This window comes from Luteolibacter sp. SL250 (assembly GCF_026625605.1).
Taxonomy (GTDB): domain Bacteria; phylum Verrucomicrobiota; class Verrucomicrobiia; order Verrucomicrobiales; family Akkermansiaceae; genus Luteolibacter.
On record NZ_CP113054.1, the window covers coordinates 880,192 to 897,728 of the forward strand.

Below are 17,537 nucleotides of genomic sequence, written 5' to 3' on the forward strand. Positions count from 1 at the left end.
ACGGGGACATGGCACAAGAGATTCCACCCCGCAGGTGGACCGTGGATATCAACTTGTGGGGACGGCGAAGCGGCGCTCAGGCATCGTCGCGGAGCTGGCGCTCGGCTTCCAGCCAGTCACCGTGGGAATCTCCCGGCAGGCCGTTCTCAACGCGCCTGCGGTAGTTCAGGTAAGCGCTGCGGGCGACGGAGTCGATGGAAGGGGCGGCTTTCTTCTCGGCCTTGGGCGCGGATTTCGCGGCCTTTTTCGCAGCGGCTTTCTTTGGCGCCGCTTTTTTTGTAGGTGCTTCGGTGGCTTCCTTCGCCGTTTTCTTTGCGGCGGCTTTTTTTCGCGGTCTTCTTGGCGGCCATGGACGTGTTGGTTTGAAGTGCGCCCCCCCATTATCATGAAATTCCGGTGATTGCCAGCGTGTTTCCCTCGCGTATAATCGGGCGTGTCCGATCGCTATTCATGGGAGCAAGGGAGCACCGGTTCCTCCTACCGCACATCCAACCAGGATCATCTTGGCTGGTGGGCGGCCGCCGCCATGCTGGCGTCCATCCTGCTGCACGTCGTCGTTTTCTTCGCCTTGGATCAGGTGAAGTTCGCCCTCGGCATCCAGCCCGCGGAAGTCGAGACCCAGCGCGTGTCGATCCTCAATCCCACGGAGGTCATCCCGGAAGAGCGCTTCACCATCACACCCCCTCCGGAGGATTTCGTGCCTCCTCCACCAACGGATACGGCGAAACTCCTTGATGATGTTGATCTGCTGGATGCGGTGAAGGATCTGGATGTGGACATGGCCCCGCAGGTGGTGGAGACCACCGTCGCCATCCTGCCGTCGAATCCTGCCGCCTCCGGCTCTCCGACCGCCACCGCACCGGCCGTCTCTCCGGTCATTGACATCGCGGACGATCTCCCGGAGCTCGGGCGCAGTGAGACGGAGATGAAGCCTGCGGCCGTTGGTCAGGTGACCGTGGATCCGGGTTCTCTCAAGGCTGACTCCGAGTTATCCGATTTCACGGACGATGTGATGAAACGGGGAGCCAACGGCAAGGCGGAGAAAGGCAGCCTGGAGGGCGTGACCTCGCTGGATGATCTGATTGGGCTTCCCGCTAACCAGTTGTTGGGCAAGAAGACCATGCTCCCCAGCGATCTGCTGTTCGAGTTCAACAAAGCGGAACTCCGGGAAAGCGCGAAGATCGGCCTCTACAAGCTGGGCAGCCTGCTCGACAAAAACCCCACCATGTATTGCTGGATCGAGGGGCATACGGACCTCATCGGCAGTGATCCCGCGAACCTGGAGCTTTCCATCCGCCGGGCGGAAGCGGTGAAGGCCTACCTGGTGAAATCCATGTATTTCGATCCGGACAAGATCATCACCCGGGGCTACGGCAGATTCCAGCCAATCATCACCACCGGAGACAAGGACCAGCAGGCTCCCAACCGCCGCGTGGAGATCAAGATGCGGAAAACCCCTCCTACCGAGGAGCAGATGAAAATCGCGCCGCCGAAGGCCGCTGCGGTTCCAGAGGAAATGCCTCCCGCCCCTCCGGCTCCTGTTCCCGCGCCTCCAGCAGCACCCATGGAGGAGCCTGCTCCTCCGAAGGCGCAGTTGGTCCGGCCCAGTCCGGAACGGGTGCGCATGCTGGAGGAACGCGTCGTCCGCCCCCCGGCTCCAAAGCCGGAACCCACCGCTCCGAAAGCGATGCCTGTCGAACAGGCTCCGCCCGCTCCTCCGAGGGCAAAACCGGTCGAGCCGGAAATGCCCGCCACGCCTCCGCCGGCACGGGCCGTTCCAGTGGAAGAGAATGAACCTAATATATTGAAAGCGCAGCCAGTTACGGAATAATGCTCAGAGTTTTTAGTGATTGACGTGATGCACTGAGTAAATACATGGTGTGGACGAATTTTCCCGTCCTGCCATGAAAAACAACCTCTCCCTTTTGGTCATCGCCGCGCCGTTCTGGCTCGCGGCCACCACCTCCGGATCCGGCCAGATTTTCTCCGACCGGACCTACACCCTCGCTGCGCCTGGTCATCCGGCCCCGGGAGGGACGGATACTTTTGCCCATGCCGGCTCCTTTGCCATGTCCAACCGTGGTGCCGCCTTTGAAGCCCTTTTGACGAATGCGGAGGTCCGCGGATTGTTTGTCGCCGACGCTTCCGGTGTCCGCGAGGTGATGAGACCGGGAGCCACGATCCCTGGGAAAGGAACGGTCGTGGAGTGGTCGGACCGGGTGGAGACGAACCGACTCTCCGAGATCTCCCAGTTTGTGAGGCTCCGCGGGTTGGACGGCATCGAGCGGGATGGGGTTGTCGCGGGGCGTTCTCCCGCCACCCTCCGCGCGGTGGTGGTGGCCGGGCAAACGGTGACCGACAAAGGCTACACCCTGTCCAGCACCTATCAGGCGGGGATCAATGACCAGGGGCAGGTGGGGATCTTGGGGCTTGCTCCGGCCGGATGGGGTCTTTTCATCGGAGATCCGGATGGGACCGTCGCGGAGGTGGTGAGGGCCGGACAGTCCGCGCCCGGGACCTCCCACACATTCACCTCGATCCACGGCTCGCTCCGCGACCGTGGACAGATGCTCATCGCGGGTGAGCTCAACCACCCGGATGTACACAACAAACACTCCGTGTACCGCCGTTCAACCACCGGGTCGCTGGTGAAGATCGCCGTTTCGAGGGATGCGGCCCCCGGCACCGGCTACACCTTCAGCTGGATAAGCCCCCAGGATCTGAATGAAACCGGAGAAGCCGTGTTTTATGCCCACCTTAATGATACCTCCGGCAACCATCGTGGTGGTGGCATCTTCAAGGGCCGGGATGCCGGTAGCCTGAAGGCCATCGCTTTCCACGGCCAACAGGCACCCGGGGGCCTGGGCACCTTCACCGCGTTCGACAGTTCGGTGGGGATCAATGCTTCGGGTGACGTCTCTTTCGTCGGCTACTACGACGGAGGAAGCGCGCTGTTTGTCGGAAACGGTGTCACCCAGCGGCTTCTGGCGAAAACGGGGGACCTCACTCCCGGTGGCGCGACCATCACCGGATTCGCGATGAGCCGGCTCAGCGACAAGGGCACCGTCATGTTCGGAGCGCAGTTGAACGGGAATCCGACTTATCAGGCGATCTTCCTCACGGACGGACGGGATCTCGTCAAGGTCTCCCAAGCCGGGGATACGGTGGATGGAAAGGTGATGACGCAGATCGGGATCGACCCGAAGGCCTACAATGCCTTCCAGCAGGTTGCCTACCAGACCCGGTTTGAGGGGGATCCCGGCTACAGCGTCATGGTTTTCGCCCCGCGGCTGCGTTGGCGGGATCTCATCGGGGGTATCTGGGATGATTTCGGCCGCTGGACCGCCAGCTTGACCCCTGCGGAATACAACCATGTGGACATCATCCCGGATGTCGGTGTGCCGGTGCTGGGTCCGGCCGCGGAGATTGGCATCGCCTCCCTCCGCATCGGGGCCGGGGTCAGCGGAGTCACGGATTTCAAGCTTTCCACTGGAGCCATCACCGCGACGTCGGGCGTTCACGTGGTGGAGCGTGGCCAGCTCAGCGGCAATGGCCGGATCATCGGGGATGTCACGAACTCCTCCGTCGTGGCGCCCGGGAACTCGCCGGGAGAGATCAACGTCCGGGGAAACTACCGGCAGGAAAGTGCCGGAGCCCTCTCCATAGAGATCGCAGGCACGGAGGCTGGGCAGTACGACAAACTGGCGGTGGAGGGCAACGTCTCCCTCGCCGGCGGCTTGGACGTCCACGTGCCTGTGGATCTCCTGGAGCGGCTTTCGCCGGATGACCGGTTTCAGATCCTCACCTCCACGGCTCCGGTTGGTGGGACCTTTGCCGCGGCCCCGGAAGGCGGCAGGATCGCGACGAAAGACGGGTTCGGGTCATTCCAGGTAAGCTATGCCGGCAACCAGATCACCCTTTCGGACTTCCAGGTGACGGACACCGACGGTGACGGTATCCCGGATCACTGGATGCTGGAGCATTTCAACAGCCGTACCGCGTCCGCGGGCTTCCTTGGCGGGGATGACAGCGATGGTGACGGAATCAGCAACCGCGACGAGTATGTGGCGGGCACCGGACCCAAGGACAATCTCAGCGCGCTCAAAGCCTCCGCGACGTTCTCCGGACCGGAACAGGCAGGGCAGGCGACAGGGGTTGTCCTGACCTTCCAGACTGTTGCCGGCCGGACGTATGCCATCCAGCGCAGCACGGATCTGAAGGAAGATGGATGGGAGAACGTGAAAACCGGCATTGCCGGAGACGGATCGGTGAAAACCGAAGTGATTTCCACGGGCGCCACGCTGCGGGCTGCCGGGTTCTATCGGGTTGTGGTGTCCCGGTGAACCTTCCGTGAAAGGCGCGGCGGCGGTCAACGCCCGCCGTCGCGTCACCGCTGGTTGAAGCGGGACATCTCGCGCTGTGCCTCGCGCAGTTCGACCTTCTCTTTCAGGTCGTGGCGCTGGTCGGCGTGGGTTTTGCCCTTGCCGACGCCGATCTCCACCTTCACCCGGCGGTCTTTCCAGTACATCCGCAGCAGCGGCAGGGTGCAGCCCTTGATGGCCACAGCGGCCGAAAGTTTCATGATCTCCCGCTTGTGCATCAGCAGCCGCCGCGGACGCTTGGCGGTGTGGTTGAACCATTCACCGGCCGTCTGCCAGGGCTGGATGTCGCAGCCGTAGAGGAAGATCTGGTTCTTCTCGATGCGTGCGAACGCGTCGGACACATTGATCTTCCCGGCACGGATGGACTTCACCTCCGTGCCCTTGAGTTCGAGGCCGGCTTCGTATTTCTCAAGGATATGGAAATCGCGCCCGGCTTTCCGGTTGGTGGCGATCTCGGAGCTCATGGCGATCCTTCCCCGCGGCGGATCACTCGCCGGCGGCCTCGGCCTTGTTGACGAGCTTGATCTTGCCTTCGATGATCTCGGTCAGGGCGATGTCCGCCACACCCATGCTGGGGCGGGTGGGCACCAGCGGCGAGCGGCCGCTGTTGAGTTGTCTCACGCGCTGGGAGACCAGGTTGATCAGGACCAGAGGGTCGGTGACGATATCGGAGGCCTTTTCGACAAGATCGCTTTTCATGGGAGAGCCGGGAAAGCGCGATTGGGGCCGCGTTTGCTCAAACGGAACTACGTTGTCTGGCAGTGACGGGGCTTGATCGCTCAAAACACAAGGAAGGGTTGGTCCGGTGGCAGAACCGGGACCGGTGGTCAAATCAGCAAACCACCCCGCTGACAAGCCCAAACTTGCAAGTGGCGGGGAATTTGCCGGTCGGGTGCGTGACTATTTCGGCATCAGGTCGATTCCGAAGCGGCGCAGGATGAACACCATCGCCCAGAACAGGGCGGCGGTCAGCAGGCAGTTGGCCACCAGTGCCGTCCAGAATCCCCAGCCGTTCCGCAGCATCCAAGGGAAGACCAGGAACATTGGCAGGGTGGGGAGGACGAACCAGAAGGTGCCTTCCGAGTGGTTGGCGATGCGCTCCGGCGACTGCCTTCCCTGGTGCATCCAGATCATCGCCAGCAGGGAGGTCAGCGGCAGGGCGATGAGCAGCGCGGAAAGGCGGTCGTTCACCAGTTGGATCTTGTTGACGATCAGGATGATCGCCGCGGTGAGGAGGAGTTTCACCACATCGAAGGGGGTGATCTTGAGGATGCTGTCCCAGGGGATCTTGTTCATGGTCGCTTGCCGTTTCATGCAGAATGGGCCTAGGATGGGATCATGCAAGCCACCGCTCTCGCCTTCGCGGCCGCCGCCGCGATTTTCCTGACCGCCTGTTCGACCGCGAACCCGCCCGCGCCGGGAGATGCCGCCCCCGCCGCCAGTGGCCTGAGCGGTGCCCAGAAGGCGGCCATCGGCCGGAAGATCTGGCAGAACGAGAGCGGCGGAACGGTCAACGGCCTGACGGCGTGGAACAGCGGGGAGGGATTCCCGTCGCTGGGCATCGGGCATTTCATCTGGTATCCAGCGGGCCAGCGCGGGCCGTTCGAGGAAAGCTGGCCGCAGTTTGTGGCCTTCGCCCGCGCGCAAGGGGCGAACCCTCCGGCGGTGGCGCAGCAGCGGCACAGCCCGTGGACCACGAAGGCGGAGTTCCAACGTCAGTTCAACGGCCCGGAGCTTTCCTCGCTGAGGACTTGGCTGGCCGGGAACATCGGCGTGCAGACCGACTACATCATTTCCCGCTCCCGCGGAGCCTTGCCGAAGATCCTGGCCGCCGCCCCGCCGTCAGAGCGGGCGAAGATCGAGGCGAACTACCGCAAGGTGGCCACCACGCCGCAGGGCACCTATGCCCTGATCGACTACGTCAACTTCAAGGGGGAGGGCATCCAGGCTACGGAGCGCTACAACGGCATGGGCTGGGGCCTGATGCAGGTGCTGGGGAACATGCGTGACGTTCCGTCCGGTCCCGCCGCCGCCACCGAGTTCGCCGCCTCCGCCAAGCGGATGATGTCCCGCCGCGTCCAGAACGCCCCTGCCTCCCGCAACGAAGGCAAGTGGCTCCCGGGCTGGCACAACCGTTGCGACACCTACGCGCGGCCTCTCTGAGGCGGCTCTACCATCCTGAAGGGCTCTTTTCCATCCCTGGAAAGGAGCCTTTCCTTTTGCCGGGGCACCTTTCCGGACAAAAAATAGGCGCGGGTCCGTTGCCAGACCCGCGCCGTAATCACCATATCAACAAGCAGAATGCAGTTTGGCTCCCCCCGGACCCTCGCCACACCCTGCTTGGAACAGGTTGGCGTCACGCTACCTATTCCTTCACGAATGGCAAATAATTAATGGAAATATAATACCTGTTTTTTTGAAAATTCCGAATCTCGTGGGTTTCGCCTGTTCCAGACCGCCGAAATTCAACTTTGGGGCGGATTCCTTTTGAAGTGGGTGCCTGCTCTTTTAGGGTCGGGCGATCATGAAACAGACCTCACGCAGAAAATTCATCGTCGGTGGTGCCCTCATGGGGGTGGCCGCAGCCGCCTCCGCCGAAACCAAAGCCGCGCCCGCCTCCGGGAAGGCCACGGTGCCGAAGCTCGTCCACCATGTGTTTTTCTGGCTGAAGAACCCGGACTCCGCGGAGGACCGTGCCGCGCTGATCGCCGGGATCAAGAAACTCGGTGAAATCGAGACCGTGCGCGCGATCCACGTCGGCGTGCCCGCCTCCACCGAGAAGCGGGACGTCGTGGAGAACAGCTACCATGTTTCCGAGATGCTCTGCTTCGACGATGTGGAGGGTCAGAACGTCTATCAGGTCCACCCCGCGCACAAAAAGTTCGTGGAGGAATGCTCGCACCTGTGGAGCAAGGTGGTCGTCTATGACGTGATGGCCGCCTGACCCTGCGGCCCCGTCACATCAGAAATCCGCGAACAGGTCCATCTGTGGCGGATTCGCCCTCGGCAGGGAGTCCTGGACGGTGTTCTTCGCCTTCGGCCCCTGCTTTTTCGCCTCCGGCTTCACGGAGTGCAGCTCCAGGTGGGAGAGGATGGATTTCGCCCGGTCCAGCACCGGCTTGGGCAGTCCGGCCAGCCTGGCCACCTGGATGCCGTAGGACTTGTCCGCGGCTCCGGGCAGGATCTTGTGGAGGAAGATGATCTCGTCGTTCCACTCGCGCACCGCCACGTTGTAGTTGGCGACCGCCTGCTTGGTGTTCGCGAGGTCCGTCAGCTCGTGGTAGTGGGTTGCGAAGAGGGTCCGGCAGCCGGTGATGTCATGGAGATGCTCCGCGACCGCCCAGGCGATGGACAGTCCGTCGAAGGTGGCGGTGCCCCGGCCGATCTCATCGAGGATGACCAGCGACAGGTCCGTCGCGTGGTTCAGGATCAGCGCCGTCTCGCTCATCTCCACCATGAAGGTGGACTGGCCGCGGGAAAGGTCGTCGGAGGCGCCCACGCGGCAGAAAATGCGGTCCACCAGACCGAGGGTGGCCGCGTCCGCCGGGACATAGGCGCCGATCTGGGCCATCACCGAGATCAGCGCGATCTGCCGGATGTAGGTGGATTTACCCGCCATGTTCGGGCCGGTGAGGATCTGCAGGCGCGCCGTTTCCGGATCCAGCTCCGTGTCGTTCGGAACGAACTTGGTGTCCACCAGCGTCTGCTCCAGCACGGGGTGGCGGCCGTTGGTGACGAAGAACGCGCGTGAGTTCTCCAACACCGGGCGGCAGTGGCGGTGGAGCTGAGCAACCTCCGCCAGCGAGCAGAGCACATCCACCTGGGCGACCGCGGCGGCGGCTTCCTGGAGCTGGATGAGGCGCTTCACCACCTCCCCGCGCAGCTCGATGAAAAGCTCCGCCTCCAGTTTCTTCGAGCGTTCCTCCGCGCCCAGCACTTTGTTCTCCATCTCCTTCAGGCCGGGCGTGATGAACCGCTCGCAGTTCGCCATCGTTTGCTTCCGCGTGTAGTCGTCCGGGACTTTCGCCAGATGGGTGGAGGTGATCTCGATGAAGTAGCCGAAGACGTTGTTGAACTTGATCTTCAGGGAGTCGATGCCGGTGCGCTTCCGTTCGTCCTCCTGCAGGCGGGCGATCCAGTCCTTGCCGCCGCGTGCGGCGGAGCGCAGCTCGTCCAATTCCGCGGACCAGCCGTCACGGATGATGCCGCCGTCCTTCAGGTTGGCGGGAGGCTCATCCGCCAGCGCGAGGGAAAGGTGGTCGGTCAGGTCGCTGAAGTCGTGCAGCCGCTCGACGAGGGAGAAATGGGTGGTGCCCAGCGAGGAAAGGTCCTCCTTCAGCGCCGGGATGTAGCCGAGGGAAACGCTCAGCGACTGGAGGTCGCGGGCATTTCCGGAGCCTTGGGAAAGCCGCGAGGTCGTGCGCTCGATGTCGCGGATGCCCTTGAGCGATTCCCGGCATTTCGAAAGCAGGAACGGCTCCGCGAGGAACGCGGCGATCACATCTTGCCGGGCGGTCAGCGTGGCCAGATCCCGCAGCGGGTGGAGGATCCAGTCGCGCAGCAGGCGCGCGCCCATCGGCGTGGCGGTGCGGTCCAGCACGCCCAGCAGCGTGTGCTGCTTGCCGCTGCGGGAGTCAACCAGGTCGAGGTTCCGCTGGGAAGAAGCGTCGATCAGCACGTGATGCTCGCTTTCCCGCACCCGCGGTGGGTTGAGGTGGCCGCATGGCCGGCGGAGCTGGTGGATCAGATAGTGGAGGATGGCCCCCGCCGAGCCGGAGGCGGCGTGGAGGTCGGCGCAGCCGAAGCCGTCCAGCGAGTGGACGCCGAAGTGTTCCTTCAGCAACTGGGAGGCGTGCTCCGGCAGGAAAGAATAGCCTTCATAGGCCAGGCAGTTCACCAGGTGGCCGAACTCGGCGGTCTGGTGGTCCGGCACCAGCAGCTCTGAAGGGGAAATCCGCGCCAGCTCGTCCATGAGCTGGCCGACGTCCGCGAACTCGCAGATCGTGAACTCCCCGGTGGTGTGGTCGATGCAGGCGAGGCCGGCCTTTTTGCCGTGGCGGAAAACGGCGGCCAGGTAGTTCGGCCGCTCGTCCTCCAGCAAGGTCAGGTCATCGATGGAACCCGGCGTGAGGATCCGTGCGATCTCCCGCTCCACGAGCTTGCCAGGGACCGGATCCGACGTCTGCTCCGCAATGGCCACGCGCTTGCCCGCTTTCAGCAGCCGGGCGAGGTAGGCCTGGGCGGCATGGTAGGGCACCCCGCACATGGGGGTGCCGCCGCGCTTGGTGAGGGCCACATTGAGGATCGGCGCGGCGGTTTTCGCATCCTCGAAGAACATCTCGTAGAAGTCCCCCAGGCGGTAGAGCAGGATGACATCCCCGGGCAGCGATTTCCGCATGGCCTGGTACTGGGCCATCATCGGAGTAAGCGTCGGAGCGGACATCGCCGCAGAGGTTAGGCGGGGGGGCGGATGGGTCAAGATCCGAGCCTCCGCCCCGGTGAGCATCAACGCTGGTCGAGCCGCCGCATCCGTTCCTCGGCGGGGAGTCCCCGCGTGGAGAAGCCATGCAGACTCAAGCGGGCGACGCGGCCCGGGCGGTAGCCGTCGATCAGCGCGTTCACGTTGAGGCGCAACTGGAGGCCGGAACTGCCAGGCGGGGCGTCCGGGATTTCCTTGATGTCGATGATCGTCCCGCTCTTCGAGTCCTGGTAGTGCTGCCAGGTCCGCAGGGTGGGCTCCGCCGCGGCCAGCGATGCCCCGCCGTGTTTGGCGGCTTCCTTTTTCAGCAGCTCATACATCGCCGGATCCTGCCCGGCGAAGGGGGTGAAGGTGATGATGCCCTTCGCATCCGGCAGGTGCTCCACGTGGTCGATCCAGCCGGGGAGCCAGCGGTGCGCCGCGTGCCGCTTGTGGAGCTCGCTCTGGCGGGTGGCAGCCAGCTTCAGGCTCTCCTCATCCAGCCAGACGTCCGCCAGATGGAAGTCGATGAACTCCCATTCCGGACGCCAGGCGAGGCTGATCTGGACGGACTGCCCCGGCTGGATGTCCGCGATGGCACCGAAGCCGTTGCCCTTCCAGATCCGGGTGGAGCCGTCGATGCTGAAGGTCTTTTTGCCCTTCAGTCCTCCCGGCAGATCCGGGCCGGTCAGCGTGGCGGTGAGGGACTTCTTCTCCGCGTCCACGGAGTCGATTTTCCACGCCTGCCCGCGCCGCTGGTAGAAGCTCACGTCATCCTCCAGCAGCAGGACGTGGTTGTGGGCGGGCACCCATTTCTCCTCGTCCTTGCGCGGGGCGGGCACGGAGGTGTCACCCTCCGGTGGCAGGACAAAGGTGCCGTGGAGGTGCGTGCCGAGCGGGATGTGGACGAGGTCCGCGGTCGCCCCCTGGTAGCGCAGAGTGGCGTAAGGAAGGAGCGAGAAGAAATGCGACGGTGCCGCCTGATAGCGGGCCGAGTTGCCGTCCCCGTCCAGGCGGAGGCCACCCCGGCGGTTGACGTGGTCGATGGAGACCAGCTCCCCGGCGTAATAATGTCCGGCATCCGTCGGAGCGAACACCCCCGGCTTCGGGATGAATTCCTCCTGCGCCAACGTGAGCGGGGAAAGCAGGACCAACAGGAGCGAGGTGAGCTTCATCATCGGCTCAGGCATTGAGTTCGGAGATGGGTTTCAGACTGTCAGCGAAGGAATCCGTCCCAACGCCGAGTTTCTGCGCCATGGTCAGCAGCAGATTGCTGAGGCGTGCCTCCTCATTGACCGGCTTGAAATAGACCGGACCGTGGCCGTCATAGCCCTTGAAATCCTTCGTCCGGTTGAAGTCGAGATGCTGGCCGTGGCGGACGCCGAGCTTCGTTCCCCCGGCGACGATGATCGGCAGGTTCGCGTTGCCGTGGCTGTGGCCGTAGGACATGCCGCTGCCATAGAGCGCCATCGTCGTGTCCAGCAGGTTGCCCTCGCCGTCCGGCGTGGCCTTCAGCTTGTCGAGGAAGTAGGAGAACTGGGAGATGTTGAAGGCGTCGCTTTCGGCCAGTTCCCGCTTCCGGTCCGCGTTTCCACTGTGGTGGGAAAGCGAGTGCCGGTCCTGCCGCACGCCGATCTCCGGGATGGCGGGCCCCTTGCCCTCGTCACCGGTCACGAAGGTCACCACGCGGGTGATGTCGGTCTGGAACGAAAGGGCGATGAGATCGTACATCGTGCGGAGGTAGTCGCCCAGCATCTGGAGGGAGATGTCGCGGTTCAGGTGGGACTGCATGGCGGGTTCCAGCTTCGGCCGCGGGATGTCCAGCCACTCGTCGGACCGCTGGGTGCGGATCTCCACCTCGCGGACGGAAGTGAGGTACTGGTCCAGCCGTCCCTTGTCCTCCTTGCCCAGCTCGGACTCCAGTTTCTTAGCCTCATCCATGACGGCATCCAGCACGCTCGCGCGGCGGTTGAAGTCGCGCCGTTGCGCGGTGGTTCCGCCCTTCGGTTCCTCGAAGAGTTCCTTGAAAGCCGCCTCCGGGCTGGCGTGGGAGGGCAGCATCACGCCGTCCGCGCTGCACGCCATGCTGCCACCCTGGTTGCTGATTTCCAGCGAGGGGAAGCGCGTATAAGGCGCGGTCTGCTGGGCGATGAGCTGGTCCACCGAGATGGTGGCGCGGTGGGTCTGCCCCACCTTCGCCGCGTTCAGCCAGATGCGCTGGCAGTTGTGGTGGTGGCCCAGTCCGCTGGGGTGGTGGAGGCCGCTGATGGGCGTGATGACGGAGCGGTGTTTCTCCAGCGATGCCATCGGCTTGCTGAGCTTGTATTCCACACCCGCTTCCAGGATCTGGTATTCGTAGGTGTTCACGCCATTGGGCAGGTAGATGAACACGCCGCGCCGGGGCTGCGGGCCGGGAGGGGTCGCGGCGCGGGCGGGCACCATGCACTGGAGGAGCGGCAGTGCGATGCAGGCACCCGCGCCGCGCAGGAAATGGCGGCGGCTGATGAGCCAGTTCTGTCTCTGGATGTTCATGGGTTCGGCGGGTTCAGCGTTTGCGGAAGAAGTCGGAGAGGACGAAATTTTCGATCATCGAACGGAGGCGGTATCCATCGGCGGCACCCTGTTTCGCGATGGAGGCGAGTTCGGCGCGGTCCGCGTAGGTGACCATGCGGCGGGTGGCATAGGTGGCGAGCTGCCCGCAGAACGCATCGGCGAATCGGTCGGTGTCGTCCGCCAGGTGGCGCTTGAAGCCGGCGGCGTCATCGTAACGGAGGCCGCCGGGAAGGATGCCGCTGGGGTCCACCTTCGGGTTGCCGCCCTTTCCGGTCGTGATTTCCTCCACGCGCCACAGGCCGATGGCGTTGTAGTTTTCAAAGGCGAAACCGAGCGGGTCGATGTTCCGGTGGCAGGAGGCGCAGGCGGGATTGGAGGCATGCGCCTCGAGCTGCATGCGGACCGTGGCCTTCGGTTGGTCGGAAGGCGTGGGTTCGATGGGATCGACGTTGGGCGGTGGAGGCGGCGGGGTGCGGCCGAAGATCGTCTCGGAAACCCAGACTCCGCGATGGACGGGGCGGTGGCGCGTGCCATCGGAGGTGAGCATCAGCGTGGAGGCCTGGGTCAGCAGGCCGCCCCGGTTGTCTTCCGGACGGAGGGAGACTTTCTGGAAACCGGAGGAGGCGGGCGACGGCAGTCCGTAGAATTTGGCGAGCCTCGGGTTGATGATGGTCCAGTTGGAATCCAGGAACTCCCGCAGCGGCAGGTTGCCCGCGAACATCTCCCGGAAGTAGCCGGTGGACTCCCCCACCATGCTTTTCTCCAGCCACAGGTCGTATTGGGGATAGAGCTTCGGGTCAGGTGGGAACATGCCGACACGGTGGAGCTGGAGCCACTGGCGCGGGAAATCCTCCATGAAGCGCTCCGCCTTCGGGTCCGCGATCATCCGCTGGAACTGGCCGCGCAGCCCGTCCGGTGTCCCGAGACTGCCATTCCCCGCCGCCTCCAGCAGCGCGGCGTCCGGCGTGGAACTCCAGAGGAAATAGGAGAGTCGCGACGCCAGCTCCCAGTCATCCAGATGGGTCCGCTTTTCATGCGGTGAGCCTTCCTTGAGGTAGTAGAAATTCTTCGACGTCAGGATGCCTGCCATCGCGGTCCTGAAAGCGGAGCGGAAGCTTTCCCCGGCCGCTTTCTCCGCCGCGATGAGCGCGATGTAACGGTCGAGCTGTCCGTCTTCCGGAGGCTTCCGCCATGCCCGGGTGGCGAAGCGGTGGAGGGCGGCGCGCACTGCCGGTTCCTCCTCACTCGCCGGGAGGAAATCCTTCCGCTTTTCGATGTCCCTGCCGGAACTGACCGGGCCTTCCCACTCGATCCAGTCCACGATGAGCATGGGGTAGATCGGCTTGCCGTCATCATCGAACAGCTTGTAGGCGGTGGGGTTCAGCATCGACCCATCCTTCGAGTGGATGAAGAAGCCGTGGTCCTGGTGGTCCAGCACGTTGCGGGTGTGGTTGCCGTCCTTCGGAAATGGCAGCGGCAGTTCATTCTGGATCTCGATGTTCGCGGGCATGTCAAGGAACGCCTCGAACCCGAGGATGACCGGCTTGTCCTCCGGGGCGATCACGTCCTCATCAAACAAGGCACGCTTCCTGTTGGCGTCCCAGATGGTGAGGTGGGGGGCGGTGCCGTCCGGACCGGGCAGTCCGCTGAGCTGGATGCGCGCCTTGTAGATGCCGGGCTGCTGTCCGCGTGGCAGCCAGTGCGGTTGCAGTCCGGCGAAGGCACCCTTCGGCCAGAGTGGTGCACGCACCTTGTCGGCGATGCCCAATTCCACGATCTGCTCGCGGGTGTATCTCCGGTAACGGGTGTAGCGGATGTCGATGGAGTCGAACCGCTTGTTGAAAACCTTCGGCTCCGTTTCCGGATAGGCGCGGGACAGCACGAGGTCCGCCGCCTTCAGGTAGCGATCCACATGCGACGGTGAAAGCGTGAGCAGCGAGCCGATGCGGTCATAGCCGTGCCACATGGGGTCCACGTTGAGGGCACCAGGGGCGGAGACATCATAGTGGACGCCCAGCAGGTCGCGGACGGTGTTCGCATACTCCGTTCGGCTCAGGCGGTGGTGTTCCACCGGTCCGCGCGCGGCATGCCGTGCGGCCCGGCCTTCCTCCGTGCGGGTGGCGATCCAGTCCACTACCACGCCGATCTCATCCTGTGCCATCGGCTCCTCATCCTCCGGCGGCATCTCACCGGTGTTGATGCGGAACATGACCTGCGCCCATTTCTGGGCGATCATCTCGGCGGTGAAGTCCGGCGGCAGGTCATCGAGCCGGAAGTCGCCTTTGTCCTTCTTTTCGTTGTGGCACCGGTTGCAGTGCTTCTCCAGGGTCGCGGCGACCTTCGGATCGATCCCGCGGATTGCTTCCGCCGCAAGAAGCGTCGGGCAGAGAAAAGCGGCGGCGATGAAGGAAAGGCGGATCATGGGGTCCCCTGACATTGGGCGCTCGACGGGATCTTGTCATGCCACGAGAATCCGTCACATGCGCGGTGGCCTGTTTCCTGTCAGGCTGCCGTCCGTTGCCCCGTCCGATGACCTTTCTCCGTCCCATTTTCTGGCTGTCCGCGCTCTCCGCGGTGGCAGTGGCGCAGCCGTTGGAGCGGCGGCTTGCGGAGATCGAGAAGGAGCGCGCCTCACTGCCTGCGGTGACGGCGGCGGAGCAGACACCGGCCCGGATCGGGCACCATGGATTTGAGGCGGACCCGGCATGGGTGGTGATCGACTTCGGCAGGACGGTGACGCCGGAACGGATCGCCTTGTTCCCGGCCCGGCCACCGGCCGGGGAGAACTCGCCGCCGAATGGATTTCCATCGGCGTTCGACATCGAGATCGACGAGACGCCGGAGTTTTCCGCCAGCATCGAGATCGCCGACTGGAAGGAAACGTCCCCCGGTGCGGGTGAACGGCTTCCGTTCCTCATACTGGAGGGGAACCGTGCCTCCGGGAGGTTCCTGCGGCTGAACGTGTCCGGCTTCCGCGACGATGGATCGGGCAGGAAATCGTTCCGCCTCGGTGAGATCGTGGTGATGGAGAACGGTGGCAATGCCGCGCTCGGACGGCCTATCACCCACAGCGCGGCGCTGGCCAGTGCGCGGGCGTGGGAGGGCATGAACCTGGTGGATGGTTACTTCTGGTGCCAGCCGCTGCAGGGGCCGGGCACTTCACCGACGGAAGGCTACCAGACCTCCCCGCGAGAGGACCCCGAGGTGAATGGCTCTGTTTGGGTGGAGGTGGATCTGGGAGTGCGGCGGCCCATTGATGCGGTTCATCTGGTTCCCGCCGCGCCGCGGGAGGGGATCACGTTCCATGGCTACGGCTTCCCGACACATTTCAATGTCATCGCCGATCCGGGGACGGAGGATGAAACGATCATCCTGAAGGAAAACAGCCCGCCATTTCCGGCGGAGGCGCTGCCGAATCCCGGGGCGGCTCCGGTGATGAAGGAAACGCAGGGCATCAATGCGCGCCGTGTCCGTGTGGTGTGCGACGCGTTGTGGCGGCAGGGATCCAGCCGGGGCGGGCGCTCCGACTATCTGTTTGCCCTGAGCGAGATCCAGTGCTGGCACCAAGGGACGAACCTGGCGGCGGGGGCGACGGTCACGGTATCGGATGAAGTCCGCGGTCCGCTGTGGTCTCCGGAGGCGCTCACGGATGGATTTTCCAGCTCCCATCCGCTGCTGTCATGGGATGCGTGGCTGGATGGGATCGAGCGCTCGGAGGCGCTGCGGCTGCAGGCGGATGAGATCCGCCGGAAGATCGCTGTGAGGGAAAAGGAAGACGCTGCCGCTTTCGGGATGCGGGCGGCGATCATCGCCGGGGCCACCATCGTCCTGGCCGGTGCGGTGGTCGCATGGCAGCGCCGCAGGTCGCAGCGGCAACAGGAGGAACTGCGCGAGCGCATCGCGCGGGACCTGCACGACGAGATCGGCGCGAGCCTGAGCCATCTGGCGATGCAGGGAGATCTGGCGCGGCAGAAACTGGACCGCGCCGAACTCACCTCCGAGCGGCTGCAGAACCTGTCAGACTCGGCGCGGGAGACACTGGACCAGATGCGCGACATCGTGTGGCTGCTTTCGCCGAAGGCGGGTGGCGATTGGCAGGATCTGTCGCTGCGGCTGGAAGCGATCAGCCGCCGTCTGTTGGAAGGCACGGGACATGAGGTGAAAGTGGAGGGCAACCCACCGGCGGGAAAACCGGAGATCGGGCAAGCGCGGGATCTGGTGGCATTCCTCAAGGAATCGCTGACCAATGCGCGCCGCCACGGGAAGCCTGCGATGATCCTTGTCACCCTGCAGTGGGAGGCGTTGCTGCTGCTGCGGATCGAGGATGACGGGAAGGGCTTCGATGGGAAAGCTGCGGCTTCTTCCTCCGGGACCGGCCTGCGCCATCTCCGCGAGCGCGCGGAGGCGATGGGCGCGGATCTCGAAATCGACAGCAACCCGGGTGAGGGAACTCGCATCAGACTCAACATGCCATACCATCATTCATGAGCGCGGAAACGGGCACGAATGCCAGTGATGCCACCGTGTGGGTGGTGGAGGACCATGCGCGGCTGCGGGCCACGCTTTGCGAAGCCATCGGCATGTCCGTCGCCGGGGATGTCGCATCCTTCGGCAGTTGCGAGGATGCGTTGTCCGCGCTGGGCGGCGGGACGGCCCCGGCCGTCGTCGTGATGGATCTGGGGCTGCCCGGCATGTCAGGGCTGGAGGGGATCCGCCGGTTCAAGGACGCCGCACCGTCCGCGGAGATCCTGGTGTTCACCGTGTTCGATGACCGGATGAATGTCTTCCAGGCGATCTGCGCCGGAGCGTCCGGCTACCTGCTGAAGTCCGAGCCGATGGAGCGTGTCCTCTCCGCCATCCGTGAGGTGAGCCAGGGCGGCTCCCCGATGACGCCGGAGATCGCGCGCCTGGTGCTGGACCGTTTTTCAAAGCTTCCTTCCCCGACATCGGACGTCGGGCTTTCCGACCGGGAGCGGGATGTGCTGCGGTTGCTCGCGGACGGCTTCACCAAAAAGGAACTCGCCGACCGCCTGGATCTCAGCGTCCACACGGTGGACAACTACCTGCGGCGGATCTACCGCAAGCTCCACGTGAACACGCTGGGCGGCGCGGTGGCGAAGGCGCTGCGGGAAGGGTTGCTGTGA

General features: G+C 64.2%; 14 protein-coding genes. 6 read left to right on the forward strand and 8 right to left on the reverse strand.

Going from position 1 to position 17,537, the window contains the following annotated elements; genetic code table 11:
- Positions 1-146: 146 nt before the first annotated feature.
- Entirely contained in the window at positions 147-350 is a 204-nt protein-coding gene (locus OVA24_RS03945) for a hypothetical protein (protein ID WP_267673715.1), read from the reverse strand.
- A gap of 83 nt (positions 351-433) precedes the next feature.
- On the opposite strand from OVA24_RS03945, the gene OVA24_RS03950 reads away from it, so the two are divergent.
- Together OVA24_RS03950 and OVA24_RS03955 are read left to right on the forward strand one after the other, a co-directional pair.
- Positions 434-1,831: an OmpA family protein gene (locus OVA24_RS03950; protein WP_267673718.1), complete on the forward strand. Its 1,398-nt coding sequence runs from the start codon at positions 434-436 to the stop codon at positions 1,829-1,831.
- 73 nt (positions 1,832-1,904) lie between these two features.
- Positions 1,905-4,343 (forward strand): DUF7453 family protein, encoded by a 2,439-nt coding sequence (locus OVA24_RS03955; protein ID WP_267673720.1) that lies wholly within the window; start codon positions 1,905-1,907, stop codon positions 4,341-4,343.
- Positions 4,344-4,387: 44 nt separating this feature from the next.
- On the opposite strand, the gene smpB is transcribed toward OVA24_RS03955, so the two are convergent.
- The 3 genes from smpB to OVA24_RS03970 form a co-directional block, all read right to left on the reverse strand.
- A complete protein-coding gene (gene smpB / locus OVA24_RS03960; protein WP_267673722.1) occupies positions 4,388-4,846 on the reverse strand; it encodes an SsrA-binding protein SmpB in 459 nt (152 codons plus the stop codon).
- A gap of 22 nt (positions 4,847-4,868) precedes the next feature.
- Positions 4,869-5,081 (reverse strand): DNA-directed RNA polymerase subunit omega, encoded by a 213-nt coding sequence (locus OVA24_RS03965; protein ID WP_267673724.1) that lies wholly within the window; start codon positions 5,079-5,081, stop codon positions 4,869-4,871.
- A gap of 201 nt (positions 5,082-5,282) precedes the next feature.
- Positions 5,283-5,696 carry a DUF3147 family protein gene (locus tag OVA24_RS03970; protein WP_267673727.1) on the reverse strand — a complete coding sequence of 138 codons (414 nt, stop codon included), beginning with the start codon at positions 5,694-5,696 and terminating at the stop codon, positions 5,283-5,285.
- Between the two features lie 24 nt (positions 5,697-5,720).
- On the opposite strand from OVA24_RS03970, the gene OVA24_RS03975 reads away from it, so the two are divergent.
- Entirely contained in the window at positions 5,721-6,545 is an 825-nt protein-coding gene (locus OVA24_RS03975) for a hypothetical protein (protein ID WP_267673728.1), read from the forward strand.
- 361 nt (positions 6,546-6,906) lie between these two features.
- The gene (locus tag OVA24_RS03980) at positions 6,907-7,326 is read left to right on the forward strand and encodes a Dabb family protein (RefSeq protein ID WP_267673729.1); all 420 of its coding nucleotides are present in this window, start codon (positions 6,907-6,909) and stop codon (positions 7,324-7,326) included.
- Positions 7,327-7,344: 18 nt separating this feature from the next.
- Here the strand turns inward: OVA24_RS03980 and mutS are convergent, their stop codons facing one another.
- From mutS to OVA24_RS04000, 4 genes are all read right to left on the reverse strand, one after another.
- Positions 7,345-9,825, reverse strand: a complete 2,481-nt coding sequence (gene mutS, locus OVA24_RS03985; RefSeq protein ID WP_267673730.1) for a DNA mismatch repair protein MutS — start codon at positions 9,823-9,825, stop codon at positions 7,345-7,347.
- A 62-nt stretch (positions 9,826-9,887) separates the two neighbouring features.
- Positions 9,888-11,030: a hypothetical protein gene (locus OVA24_RS03990; RefSeq protein ID WP_267673731.1), complete on the reverse strand. Its 1,143-nt coding sequence runs from the start codon at positions 11,028-11,030 to the stop codon at positions 9,888-9,890.
- A complete protein-coding gene (locus OVA24_RS03995; RefSeq protein ID WP_267673733.1) occupies positions 11,023-12,372 on the reverse strand; it encodes a DUF1552 domain-containing protein in 1,350 nt (449 codons plus the stop codon). Before OVA24_RS03995 ends, OVA24_RS03990 begins: the two co-directional genes overlap by 8 nt.
- Positions 12,373-12,385: 13 nt before the next feature.
- Positions 12,386-14,815, reverse strand: a complete 2,430-nt coding sequence (locus OVA24_RS04000) for a DUF1592 domain-containing protein (protein WP_267673735.1) — start codon at positions 14,813-14,815, stop codon at positions 12,386-12,388.
- A gap of 107 nt (positions 14,816-14,922) precedes the next feature.
- Here OVA24_RS04000 and OVA24_RS04005 point away from each other — a divergent pair, with 107 nt between their 5' ends.
- Both OVA24_RS04005 and OVA24_RS04010 read left to right on the forward strand, forming a co-directional pair.
- On the forward strand, positions 14,923-16,881 hold the full coding sequence (locus OVA24_RS04005; RefSeq protein WP_267673736.1) for a sensor histidine kinase: 1,959 nt from the start codon (positions 14,923-14,925) through the stop codon (positions 16,879-16,881).
- Entirely contained in the window at positions 16,878-17,537 is a 660-nt protein-coding gene (locus OVA24_RS04010) for a response regulator (protein ID WP_267673738.1), read from the forward strand. The genes OVA24_RS04005 and OVA24_RS04010 overlap by 4 nt, the downstream gene beginning before the upstream one ends.